General features: G+C 44.9%; 11 protein-coding genes. 9 read left to right on the forward strand and 2 right to left on the reverse strand.

What is annotated here, in order from left to right; translation table 11 throughout:
* Window positions 1-82: 82 nt before the first annotated feature.
* Window positions 83-592: an allophycocyanin subunit beta gene (gene apcB / locus RIC07_RS32215; RefSeq protein ID WP_446398082.1), complete on the forward strand. Its 510-nt coding sequence runs from the start codon at window positions 83-85 to the stop codon at window positions 590-592.
* A 182-nt stretch (window positions 593-774) separates the two neighbouring features.
* Here apcB and RIC07_RS32220 read toward each other — a convergent pair whose 3' ends face one another.
* Window positions 775-1,149 carry an EamA family transporter gene (locus RIC07_RS32220; RefSeq protein ID WP_446398092.1) on the reverse strand — a complete coding sequence of 125 codons (375 nt, stop codon included), beginning with the start codon at window positions 1,147-1,149 and terminating at the stop codon, window positions 775-777.
* Window positions 1,150-1,509: 360 nt separating this feature from the next.
* On the opposite strand from RIC07_RS32220, the gene RIC07_RS32225 reads away from it, so the two are divergent.
* From RIC07_RS32225 to RIC07_RS32240, 4 genes are all read left to right on the forward strand, one after another.
* A complete protein-coding gene (locus RIC07_RS32225) occupies window positions 1,510-3,069 on the forward strand; it encodes an OmpA family protein (protein WP_446398083.1) in 1,560 nt (519 codons plus the stop codon).
* A gap of 118 nt (window positions 3,070-3,187) precedes the next feature.
* Window positions 3,188-4,213: an ABC transporter substrate-binding protein gene (locus RIC07_RS32230; RefSeq protein WP_446398084.1), complete on the forward strand. Its 1,026-nt coding sequence runs from the start codon at window positions 3,188-3,190 to the stop codon at window positions 4,211-4,213.
* 141 nt (window positions 4,214-4,354) lie between these two features.
* Complete coding sequence (locus tag RIC07_RS32235) at window positions 4,355-5,203, forward strand: ABC transporter permease (RefSeq protein ID WP_446398085.1); 849 nt, start codon at window positions 4,355-4,357, stop codon at window positions 5,201-5,203.
* A gap of 29 nt (window positions 5,204-5,232) precedes the next feature.
* Entirely contained in the window at window positions 5,233-6,042 is an 810-nt protein-coding gene (locus RIC07_RS32240; RefSeq protein WP_446398086.1) for an ABC transporter ATP-binding protein, read from the forward strand.
* Window positions 6,043-6,087: 45 nt separating this feature from the next.
* On the opposite strand, the gene RIC07_RS32245 is transcribed toward RIC07_RS32240, so the two are convergent.
* Window positions 6,088-6,480: a J domain-containing protein gene (locus RIC07_RS32245; protein ID WP_446398087.1), complete on the reverse strand. Its 393-nt coding sequence runs from the start codon at window positions 6,478-6,480 to the stop codon at window positions 6,088-6,090.
* 467 nt (window positions 6,481-6,947) lie between these two features.
* On the opposite strand from RIC07_RS32245, the gene RIC07_RS32250 reads away from it, so the two are divergent.
* The 4 genes from RIC07_RS32250 to RIC07_RS32265 all read left to right on the forward strand — a co-directional run bounded on the left by RIC07_RS32250 (window position 6,948) and on the right by RIC07_RS32265 (window position 11,774).
* Window positions 6,948-8,114 (forward strand): pyridoxal phosphate-dependent aminotransferase, encoded by a 1,167-nt coding sequence (locus tag RIC07_RS32250; RefSeq protein WP_446398088.1) that lies wholly within the window; start codon window positions 6,948-6,950, stop codon window positions 8,112-8,114.
* Window positions 8,115-8,318: 204 nt separating this feature from the next.
* Window positions 8,319-8,807, forward strand: coding sequence for a universal stress protein (locus tag RIC07_RS32255; protein ID WP_446398089.1), 489 nt, complete (start codon window positions 8,319-8,321; stop codon window positions 8,805-8,807).
* A gap of 88 nt (window positions 8,808-8,895) precedes the next feature.
* The gene (locus RIC07_RS32260; RefSeq protein WP_446398090.1) at window positions 8,896-9,726 is read left to right on the forward strand and encodes a hypothetical protein; all 831 of its coding nucleotides are present in this window, start codon (window positions 8,896-8,898) and stop codon (window positions 9,724-9,726) included.
* A gap of 17 nt (window positions 9,727-9,743) precedes the next feature.
* Window positions 9,744-11,774: a CHASE2 domain-containing protein gene (locus RIC07_RS32265; protein ID WP_446398091.1), complete on the forward strand. Its 2,031-nt coding sequence runs from the start codon at window positions 9,744-9,746 to the stop codon at window positions 11,772-11,774.
* The last annotated feature ends 342 nt before the right edge of the window (window positions 11,775-12,116 follow it).

Below are 12,116 nucleotides of genomic sequence, written 5' to 3' on the forward strand. Positions count from 1 at the left end.
CATTCCAGAGACTTTTGATGAGAGCGTCGCAATAACTGGCAATATAAATAGATAAAGATATATAGATTGGGAGAGCCGACTCATGCGGGATGCGATTACAAGCCTGATTAGAAACTACGATATTAGCGGTCGTTACCTTGATCGCGATGCGATCGATTTACTCAAATCTTACTTTGACAGTGGTACAGCTCGAATCACGGCTGCTTCTGTGGTCAATGCTAATGCAGCCTCAATTGTCAAGCAGGCAGGATCGCAACTCTTTGAAGACGTCCCGGAACTAATTCGTCCGGGTGGTAATGCTTACACGACTCGTCGCTATGCTGCTTGTCTGCGGGATATGGACTATTATCTTCGCTATGCCAGTTATGCACTGGTTGCTGGGAGTATGGATGTCCTAGACGAACGAGTCTTGCAAGGGTTACGGGAAACCTATAATTCCTTGGGGGTTCCAATTGGTCCAACTGTTCGTGGTATCCAAATTATGAAAGATATCCTGAAAGAACAAGTCGCCGCCACTGGAGTTGCAAGTACGGCATTTGTGGATCAGCCATTCGACTACATGACTCGTGAATTGAGCGAAAGCGATATTTAATGGTATTTCGCACCCAAAAGGGTTACATCTAGGTTTTTGGTGATTGGGGAACAGGTAATTAGGGACATGTTTAATGTCTCTTCTGGGTATTCACAATTAATGACTACAACTGATGCCAAAAGTCCGAAAATACTCAATGTGATGCTCTTTGGGTGCGACTTTAATGATTTTTCCAGATTAATTCACTTTTGGGATAAGGTGTATATTCCCAGACCAATCAACCCTAGGGCGAGAACCTGTCTGATGCCAAAGGGTTCTCCCCAAATTAAATGAGCCAAAAAAGCCACCGCTACATAACTAATTGAAACGCTGGGAAACGCTACAGAAACAGGGATTTCCCGAAGGGCAAAGATGTAGAAAAGGGAAGCACAGAAATAAGACGACAATCCCACAATAATGTAGGGCTGAAGAAAGAAAAGCTTATTGCCAATACCCTGCATCGCGCCAGCTTTAAGGCTTAGTTGCCCACCGATACCAATCATAATCGAAATAATTAAAGCGAAATAGGCATTCATGAAAAAATTCTCCAATGAGCGTAGAACTATCTTAATCTGAATGTCACAGAAATAAGCCTTTGTTGCTCAACAGATTTGGGATTAAGCCGCGTGACATTGATCTGAATTGACTTGAGCCATCTTGAGTAAGATCCTGACTTATTCCGAGCTAATCCGTGCTTTATTCCTGACTTCTTCCCATTGAATCTGCCAAAATTTAGAGAGAAACTGGCAGATGTCCACTAAAAAAACAATGGGGGTTGAGAGCGTGAGTGAGAATAGACCTACGGCGTCTGGGTTGATTCCTGGATGCGGTGACATCTGTAAAAACCATAGCTTTACAGAAACCCGCGCAAAAATGTTACATAAAGTACAATAAATCAACCGCTAGCATAGTGAAATAGAATAGGTCGATTATAGGTTATGAGTAAACGCGATAATCCGCTAGTATTGATTTTAGCTTTAGCCGCTACCTTGGGTCTGATTGGAGGGGGTCTGTGGGTGTTGAGTAAGGCTGCACCTGATCTAGTTCCTAATCTGTCCAGTCAGACTCAAACCAAAGCTGCCAAAGGTGAACTGAGGATTCTGGGAGATACATTCAGCGGCTATAGCACGTTTCGTAGTCAGCCGTTTCAAGAGGCATTAGAAGAGGTTGGGCTGAAACTGCGCTATCAAGATGAGTTTGATCAAGCTAAACGGGCTGAATTATTGAATCAGGGAAAAGCAGATTTATTAGTCACGACATTAGATCAGTTCCTGCAACAACAACCCGAAGGACAAATTATTGGCTTGATTGACCGCACGGTAGGCGCTGATGCCGTTGTGCTGAATACGAAGAAATATCCAAACCTGAAGTCACTCTTAGATCTTAAGCAATTAGTTGAGCAAGAGCGATCGCAAGGACGACAGTTAACCCTCACCTTTGCGGGCGATACCCCCAGTGAGTACCTGGCGCTGGTGTTGAGTACCAAGTTTGAGGCGTTTAAGCTGGCTGATTTTCAAGTCGAAAAAGTCGCTGATGCGTCTGAGGCGTGGCAACTTTTACAAGATCCCAATCAGAATGTGGCGGTGGCGGTGATTTGGGAACCCTATGTCACCCAAGCCAAAAAACAAGGGCATACTGTCGTTTTATCCAGTCAGGATGCACCCCAAGCGATTGTGGATGTGATTGTGGCATCCAATCGTTTGATGGAATCTCAACCTGAGAAAATTTCAGAATTACTGGAAGCCTACTATCGCCGGATTGATGTAAATGTTCGCGAACCCTCCCAACTCAAAACTCAAATCGCGGAAGATGGGGAATTGTCTTCTAGTGAAGCTAGTGCCGTTTTACAGGGAATTGACTTTTTTACTGCCTCTGAAGCCCAGCAATGGATGAGTGATAATATCCTAGAAAAACGGATTGGTTCCACCGCCGCTGTATTAGTTTTAGCGGGTCGATTAAATGATGTTCCGCAAGCCCCCCAGAGCTTATTTTCATCTCAGTTTCTCACCAAAGCCGCCAATAATACCGAAACTTTAATTAGCTTAGTGCGTGCCGATAACCCAGAACTAGCAGACCGACTTTCTGGGAAGGGGGAAACCGTTGCTGCTGTGCCGCAAGTCTCTGCCCAACAGATTACCGCTGCACCGGATATTGGCAACTTAGAAGTGCGAGGCGAAGTTAAATTTGGTGTCGGTTCAGCAACATTAACCAGTCAAGGGCAACAAACCCTGAATCAGTTAGCCACTGAAATTCAAGAATTTAATCCCCAAACTTTAGCCGTGCGGGTGATTGGTCATACCTCAAAAACAGGGGCAGCAGCGCTGAACCAAACCTTGAGTCAACAACGCGCCCAAGTTGTGGTGGACTATCTTAAAAATCGTGGTCTTAAGCATAACTTTGTCGCAGAAGGCAAAGGCTTTAATCAACCCCTGTCTGGCATTCCGCCGACCGATCCTCGTCAACAGCGTACAGAAATACGCTTAGTTCGGGTTAACTAAGCAAGTTTTGAGTGTGTAGGGGCGGGTTTCACTACTATCTTTTGAAATGGTGCGTTACGCTAACGCTAACGCACCCTACACCCGCCCCGATCAAGTATTCAATGTGGAGTTTAAAACTATGAAAATCCGAACTATTGTTACCTGGTTTACCTTATTTTTTGTCAGTTTAACGATTGCGGTTAGCTGTACTCCTGCTACTGATGTCTCTACCTCTGAATCCCCTTCAACACCAGCCGTTCAGATGGGATTCAGTGCGTGGCCCGGTTGGTTTCCCTGGCAAATCGCTGAGGAAGAACAACTCTTTGCCGCCAATGATGTGAAAGTGGATTTGAAGTGGTTTGATGGCTATCTGGATTCAATTAATGCCCTAGCTGCAGGTCAGTTAGATGCCAATACCCAAACATTAAATGACACGATTAGTTCTGTTGCGGCTGGCTCAGATCAAGTCATTGTTTTGGTGAATGATAATTCAACCGGAAATGATAAAATTATTGTTCGTGAGGGGATTGATGAGGTCAAGGATTTAGCCGGGAAAACGATTGCAATAGAAGAGGGGACAGTTGATCATTTCCTTTTACTATTGGGTTTAGAAGAAGCTGGATTGTCTCCAGAGGATGTGGAAATCAAACCCTTAGAAACAGGGGCAGCCGCCGCCGCCTTTGTTGCCGGACAGGTGGATGCTGTGGGTGTATTTGCGCCGTTTACAACCAGGGCATTAGAACGTCCTGGGAGTAAAGAGTTGTTTAGTTCAAAAGACTTTCCCGGTGCAATTCCTGATCATCTCGTTGTGAGTCGGCAAATGGTTGAGGAACGCCCGGAAGCGGTACAAGCTTTAGTCAATACGTGGTTTAATACGCTGGATTTTATGGATAAAAATTCGGAAAAATCTTTGCAGATTTTAGCCAAACGAGCGGGAGTTACGGTGGAGGAATATAAGGAATACGATGCTGGAACGACTATTTTTAGTATCGAGGATAACTTAGCGGCGTTTGAACCAGGAAATGATATGACCTCGCTTCCGTATGCGGCTGAAGAAATTAGTAAATTTCTGCTAGAAACGGGTTTGATTGAACAAGCCCCTGATTTGGATCAACTCTTAGATGATCGCTTTGTCAAAGCCTATGCTGAGAACCAGAAAACCTAAATCTATTCGGGGCTGATTTGCTCTCATACACAATCGGGGTTGTCGTCATTCATTGTGAATGTTTATCCACAAGAACCCGTTGTGTATTGACCTAAGAAGATAATGTAGATAATCACAGCCAATCGTTTCTGGTAAACCCTAATGACTCGGACTCCTGAAAATTTGTGTACAAGAGAGGTAAAATCTTCTCCTCAAACACTTAAACCTACTCTATTTTGGCGCATTGCCGAAGATATTCCCAAATCCTTGACCTGGACATTGATGGTTTTGTCTATCGGTATTCCGTTTGGGTTATGGTGGCTAGTTTCTCATTCGGGGTGGGTTGAGCCTCTGTTTTTACCGACACCAGAGAATGTTTGGCAAGCGATTGTGTCACTTTGGACAAGTGGCGATTTACCCCAGGATATTGTAGCAAGTGTATTTCGGGTTCTCTGTGGTTTTCTCCTCGCCGCGTTGATTTCGATTCCCTTGGGAACTTTCATGGGAACCTTTGCCAGTATTCGGGCGCTAATGGAACCGATTATTGGAATTGTGCGGTATATGCCTGCGCCAGCCTTTATTCCGTTACTCATTTTATACTTTGGTGTTGGAGAAACGCCGAAGATTTTGCTGATTTTCATCGGCACCTTATTTTTTAATACACTGATGGTTATGGATTCGGTGAAGTTTGTCCCCAAGGAGTTAATTGAAACATCTTATACGTTAGGGGGAAAACGCCATCAAGTTTTACTGAATGTTATTTTCCCCTTTATTCTGCCCAGCATCATTGATGCTTGTCGGGTCAACATTGCCGCCTCTTGGAATTTAGTGATTGTGGCAGAATTAGTGGCAGCCACTGAAGGCTTGGGACGCCGGATTAGTGTGGCGCAGCGGTTTCTGAGAACCGATCAAATTTTTGCTGGACTCATTGTTATTGGATTAATTGGTCTAAGCTTCGATTTATTATTTAGATTGTTGCTGCGAGTATCCTGTAAATGGACTATAGATTAAGGATTGAAACAACTAATAACTAACAACAAATGAAAAAGCTAAAATTAACTGTTTCTCAACTTTATAAACAATTCTCCACTCGTAAGGATGTCACAGTTGCCCTTAAAGATATCAATATGCACATTGAAACGGGTGAATTTGTGAGTGTAGTTGGTGCATCAGGTTCAGGGAAATCAACGTTATTACGTCTAGTTGCCGGGTTGGATCAACCAACGGCAGGTGAAATCTGTGTCGATGGCGTGCGAGTTACTGGACCCGGTGCAGATCGAGGGATGGTATTTCAAAGTTATACCCTCTATCCCTGGATGACAGTAGCCAATAATGTGGGATTTGGTTTAAAGTTACAGGGACTCTCCAAAGCACAACGACGGCAGCAGATATCCTATTATTTAGAAGTTGTGGGATTATCGAAGTTTGCTAAAGCACTACCCAAAGAACTCTCCGGGGGAATGAAACAACGGGTCGCGATCGCGCGGGCGTTAGCCTGTCAACCGAAAGTCTTACTCCTGGATGAACCCTTTGGCGCGTTGGATGTGCAAACCCGCGAAGCCATGCAGCAATTCCTGCTGCAATTATGGCAACGAACGGGTACAACGATTTTGATGATTACCCATGATGTAGGGGAAGCGGTGTTTCTCTCCCAACGCATCTATGTGCTGACGACGCAACCGGGTACAATTCAAGGGGAATTGACGATTGATTTACCTCGCGATCGCGTATCTGATAATTCTGATGGGCGTAGGCTGAACATTAAGCGTTTGTCGGCGTTTCAAAACTACACCGATCAGATTATTGAGTTACTCACCGATCAACCAGAAGCTGCACTTTTGCAGAGCTGATTGAGTGTTAATAGTTAGCTGAAAAACTTTCCACATTCCCCAATTTTAATCTAACCAATCATCAATGGGATTGGCTTTAAAATGAATCGGTGGTTTACTCGTGTTAACCGTTGGCGGAGCCTTTTTTCCTGGCTTCCGTTGGGTTGGCGATTTGGATAAACCTGGGGATGGTGCATGACGGGCTGACGGTGGTGAGGCTGAGTATTTTGACTTACGACCCATTTTTCTACCGTTAGCCGCCGATTTATAACGCAAACATTCATGGGCTTCATTCAGTTCTTGCAACTTGTACTGGGCTTTCTGTTGTAGACGGGGATGACCCACAAAACGGTCAGGGTGCCATACCCACGTCATGTCTAGATACCCTTGGTGGACTTCCTCGGGTGAGGCACTAGGGTCTAGGTCTAAGACTCGGTAGTATCGTTCTACGTCTAACATCTACAACCATCCTCACGACTGACAGCAATATCTTGATATTGATAAAAATAGTAATTCAAGTTCTCTGTTGTTGTGGCTGAAACCATGCAAAAAAATACATCAGTTTAGGAAAGATATAATTTGTAAGTTTTTATTAACGTAAGTTAACAAATTTAAATCCTCCTGTTTACTCAATTGTTGAGAGTTTGAGCGTTTTTATAGCGATATATGTCATATCAGCTCAAGTTACCCGTTCTTAAGTTGAACGACCATAACTAATCTAGAGGAGGGATGAAAAATAGGTAATTAGACGGAGATCAAGTAGTATATTTCCTCAGAGCGTGTTGAAAAAGGTGTCTGCACAGAGGAAGGGCGGGTTGAGACATCGCTATAATGCTTTGAACCTTTCGTCCACAACCCACACCTGCCCTTACCCTACTTTCTCAGGTGCTTTTCACACACCGTCTAGTCGTTTAAGTTGAGAAAACATGCAGTTAGCAGCACGAGTTGGTCAAGTCTCTCCCTCTCTCACCCTAGCGATTTCCGCGAAAGCTAAGGCAATGAAAGCCGATGGCTTGGATGTGTGTAGTTTTAGCGCCGGGGAACCCGATTTTGATACCCCGGCTCATATTAAGGCGGCGGCGAAACAAGCCCTAGATCAGGGGAAAACCAAATATGGACCCGCCGCTGGGGAACCGAAATTACGGCAAGCGATCGCGAATAAACTGCGCCGAGATAATGGGTTAGAGTACCAGCCGGACAATATCATTGTCACCAATGGCGGTAAACATTCCCTGTTTGGTTTAATGCAAGCGCTGATTGAACCGGGGGATGACGTGATTATTCCCGCCCCCTATTGGCTTTCCTATCCGGAAATGGTCAAACTGGCAGGGGGTACGCCGATCATTGTGCAAACGGATGCGTCAACGGGGTATAAAATCACCACAGAGCAACTCCAGGCGGCGATTACGCCCCAAACCAAGCTATTTATCCTCAATTCCCCCTCGAACCCTACAGGGATGGTATATACCCCAGAGGAACTCAAAGCCCTCGCCCAAGTGATTGTGGAACGGGATATTCTAGTCGTCTCGGATGAAATTTATGAAAAGATTCTTTACGATGGCGCTCAACATTTGAGTATTGGTGCTATTGGATCAGATATCTTTCAGCGCACGATTACCAGTAATGGGTTTGCCAAAGCCTACTCGATGACAGGTTGGCGTGTGGGGTATTTAGCGGGTGCTGTGGATTTAATTAAGGCAGTTACCACAATTCAAAGCCACAGTACCTCTAATGTTTGTACCTTTGCCCAGTATGGCGCGATCGCAGCCCTGGAAAATCCCCAAGACTGTGTAGAAGAAATGCGCCTTGCTTTTGCTAAACGCCGACAAGTCATATACGAACGCCTGAATAATATTCCGGGAATTCGTTGTTCTCAACCCAATGGCGCGTTCTACGTCTTTGCCGATATTAGCAAAACTGGACTCCAATCCCTGGAGTTTTGTAATCGCCTTTTAGAGGCTGAGAAAGTCGCAACAGTTCCCGGTATTGCCTTTGGTGTCGATAACTGTATCCGTCTGTCCTATGCTACTGATATGCCATCCATTGAAAAGGGTATGGATCGATTGGAGAAATTTGTTCGCCAGTTAAGTTAAGCGTTGGGTTCTAGGTGCAGTCAGGGCGGGTTTTGAATAAACGTTGTCATCAACAATGAAACGAAAATCCCTAAACCCGCCCCTACAACTTAGGTTCCCTGAACGAAGCCAAGGGTCAAAACTATGTCCAACTAGCGAAGCAAAGGATAAACAATCAACACTCAACACTTACAACTGTGACTTAAAAATTAGGAGATAACACTGATGACCTATAAAAGAATATTAGTCGCCCTTGACCATTCCCCTCAAACTGAGGGAATCTTTACCCAAGCCCTCGATCTAGCCAAACAAGAAAAAGCAGCATTGATGCTCTTTCATTGCCTGCCTGTAGAAAACCAAGGTGTAGGTTTTTATGGAGATATGTTTGGGAGAGAATTGGTTGACTTCTCCCGTCGTATGCAAGAAAAAATGAGAAAGGAAACGGATGAAACTCAGAAATGGCTAGCTGGCTATTGCCAGAAGGCAACAGATGAAGGTGTGGCAACAGAATGGACGTGTAAAATTGGAGATGCTGGGAGTGCAATTCGAGACTTGGTGAATAGTTGGGATGCTGATTTAGTGGTTATTGGTCGTCGAGGTCGTCGGGGTTTAACTGAAGTGCTTTTAGGCAGTGTCAGTAATCATGTGGTTCACCATGTTCCTTGTTCCGTTTTAGTGGTGCAAGGGGTTGTGAATGAAACGTCGGAAACCTAGTTGGTCTTATGTCATTGGTAAGCCTTTGATCTGTCTAAGTCTTTGATATCATAGAGTTTGGACAAAAAATTAACGTTAATCAGCGTCTATGAACGATAAACTTAGGCTGAGAAGTTGGGTTAATTTCAAGAAACAGATTCTCAGTTTAACCCAGAGAGTAAAATTAGGAGGGAATCACGGTGAGTCAACCAAGACGTTGATGCCAGGGAGCACATTGAGATGGCAATCTTTAGTCAGTTTTATCAGTGGTTTGTTAATCGTCATGGCATTGGGATGGCACAATCCACCAGCATCGGCGCAAAGAATTAGTCAAGCCAAAATTGTGGAAATTTTAGGGGGAAATCAAGCTTATATCCAAAACAAACCCGCCAAAGTTAATGCGGTTGCTACATTGGGACAAACAGTGAGTACCAAACAAGCACGGGTAAATTTGCTGTTTAATAACAATGCGGGGGTGCGACTTGGACAAAATTCGGCACTCACGGTGGGGAGTCGCTGTGTGCGGCTGCGAAGTGGTAGAAGTGTCGTTTCGGGGGCGCAAGGATGTGTAGGTTCGATTACCGCAGTGACGCGGGGAACTGTTTATTTGATGGAATTAGATGAAAATGAACAAGCACAAGTGAAGGTCTTACAGGGAGAAGTTGCCTTGAGCGAACGGTATAATTTGTGGAACCCTCAGCCCGTTTTGTTACGTCAAGGTCAAGGGATTAATATTAGTCCGGAGGGGGTGTTAGGGACGGTTATAGACCTGTCAAAAGACGAAATTGAAAAAATTGTTACGGGGGCTTTGTTTGAAGGGTTTGATATTGAAATTCCGGGAATTGATAAACTAGAAGAAGTTTTGAATGAGCAGTTTCCGCAAATAGAAATTCCCGATGTATTGAGAGACAATGTGCCGTCAATTCCCAATCCTTTTTAAGCGGTGGAGTCAAGGCGATGAATCACTGGTGGCAATGGCTGGACAAACAACGACGAAAACGCATCCGACGGCGTCGCCGGAGTCATTCCCAACCGTTTTGGCGTCCGCAACGGATTGGCTTGATGCTAATGGGATTCTGGACGGTTTTGGGTGCTTTGGTAACGGTTTGGCAGGGGACGCCTGTACAGCTAGCGGAACGCCAAAGCCAAAAGTGGTTCATTGAATTGCGCGGACCCGTTGCACCTCCTGATGATATTGTAATTTTAGCGATCGATGATCAATCGTTGACGGCATCAGAACGTTATCGCAATCCAATTGATCCGAATAAAGCCTTGGTTGTCGATTTGTTAACACCACCGTTTCCCTGGAAGCGAACCGCTTATGCTGAGGTGCTTGAACGGTTAATGGCGGCGGGTGCTAAGTCAGTGTCCTTTGATTTACTGTTTGATCTTCCCAGTGGGTATGGTGCTGAAGATGATCAGCCGTTTAAACAAGCATTAACTAAATATAGCGATCGCATCGTGCTAGCGGCTGTCTACGAAGATACCATTGATCCCCAAGGTTTTACCACGTTTGAGTTGTATAAGCCGTTACCCGAACTTTATCCAGATGCGGTGCAACTGGGTTTAGTCAACTTTTTACCCCCAGAGGTGGATGGGAATGTGTATCGGCTGGGGCATGAATACAGCCGAGAAATTCTGCAACCGTTGGGATTAGAAATGATTCCGTCATTTGCTAAAGCGACGTTAGACGTGGCAAATGTTAGCTATCCCCCGCCAAAAGGGAGTCAGGTTTTCTTCTACGGAACCCCAACTCAGAATCAAGGTGTTTTTACTACCATTCCCTTTTGGCAGGTTTTGGCATCAGATATATGGGACGTGCATTTACGAGAAGAAACCTTCAAAGACAAAATTGTCTTGATTGGCACAACAGCCGATGAGCAAAATATCGGTGATTTTGTGCCGACACCTATCCAGTTAAACATGCCAGGGATAGAGCTTCATGCTAACGCGATCGCCACCTTAATGGAAGGACGTTCAATTGCCGTCGCTATCTCGAATCCATGGCTAGAGGGATTGTTTGTGTTTGTCCTGGTTGGGGGAACCGCTATCCTGTTGTATAAACTGCCCCGACGTACTGCGGCAAGCTTGTTTTGGGGATTGGGGATGGCAGTGGTTTGGGTAGGACTAGCATTTTTAGGCTATAGCAGCGCCAAACTGATTTTTCCCATTGCCGTCCCTGCGATCGCGATGACGCTCAATAGTTTCTCCTACTTTACAGCACTTTTCATTGGGGATCAAATTGAAAAACGTCGCTTCCGCAGTACCTTAGAACGGTATGTCGCCGCACCTGTCGTTCAAGAAATTCTCAAGCAGCACGATGATTATCAGGAATTACTCAAAGGACGTAAATTAAAAGCCGCTATTTTATTCTCCGACATTCGCGGATTTACCACCCTCTCTTCCCAAATTTCACCTGTCCGATTAGTGCGACAACTGAATCGATATCTCAATGACATGGTTGAGGTGATTTTAGATGCTGGCGGTACCGTGGATAAATTCATTGGGGATGCGGTAATGGCAGAATTTGGCTGTCCGGTATCTGAGGGGGAAGAAACCGATGCTATGAATGCCATTCGTGCGGCATTAGGGATGCGAAAAGCCTTGCATCAGTTGCGCGAGGAATGGCGTCAGGAAGAACGAATTCCGTTATTTAATGGAATTGGAATTAATTATGGGGAATTGATTGCTGGGGATATTGGTTCTCAGCGTCGTCGAGAATATGCGGTGATTGGGGATGCGGTGAATGTGGCGAGTCGGGTAGAGGGGTTAACGAAGAAATTTGGCACAGATATTTTGATTACTGATTCTCTGTATCAGGTTGTCAAAGATGAGGTTGAGGTGGTGTCAGTGGGGGAAGAAGAAGTAAGAGGGCGGACGGGGACGGTGAAGTTATATAGTTTAATTGGGTTAAAGGGAGAATCACCGCAATTATATCAGCAGGTGCAGAGGGATTTACAGGAATTTTTACAGCAAAAAGAGGGTTAAGTATTAGTAGCGAGCAAGATGCTCGCACTACAATAATTTCGCCGTTATTAGCTATAACGTTTAAATGACAAATAGCTTACCAGGAAAAATTAAAGTTAACAGTGGGGATTGTCATTTGTCCTTTGTCATTAGTCATTCGTATCATTCTCATAACACAAACCGCCTTGGACATTAACCAAGACAGTTTGAGTGATATATTCAATTTATTAAAAGTCACGACTCTAGGCGTCCACTACCTCTGACCACTCTGATGGGGAGTTTAGTCCCCCGTTGGTAGTGACGAAGTGGAGGAAGCGACAAAAACTCCACAACCGCCTCAGCTATCGCTTATCCAGCACTGTC

This window comes from Coleofasciculus sp. E1-EBD-02, assembly GCF_040218245.1.
Lineage (GTDB): Bacteria > Cyanobacteriota > Cyanobacteriia > Cyanobacteriales > Coleofasciculaceae > Coleofasciculus.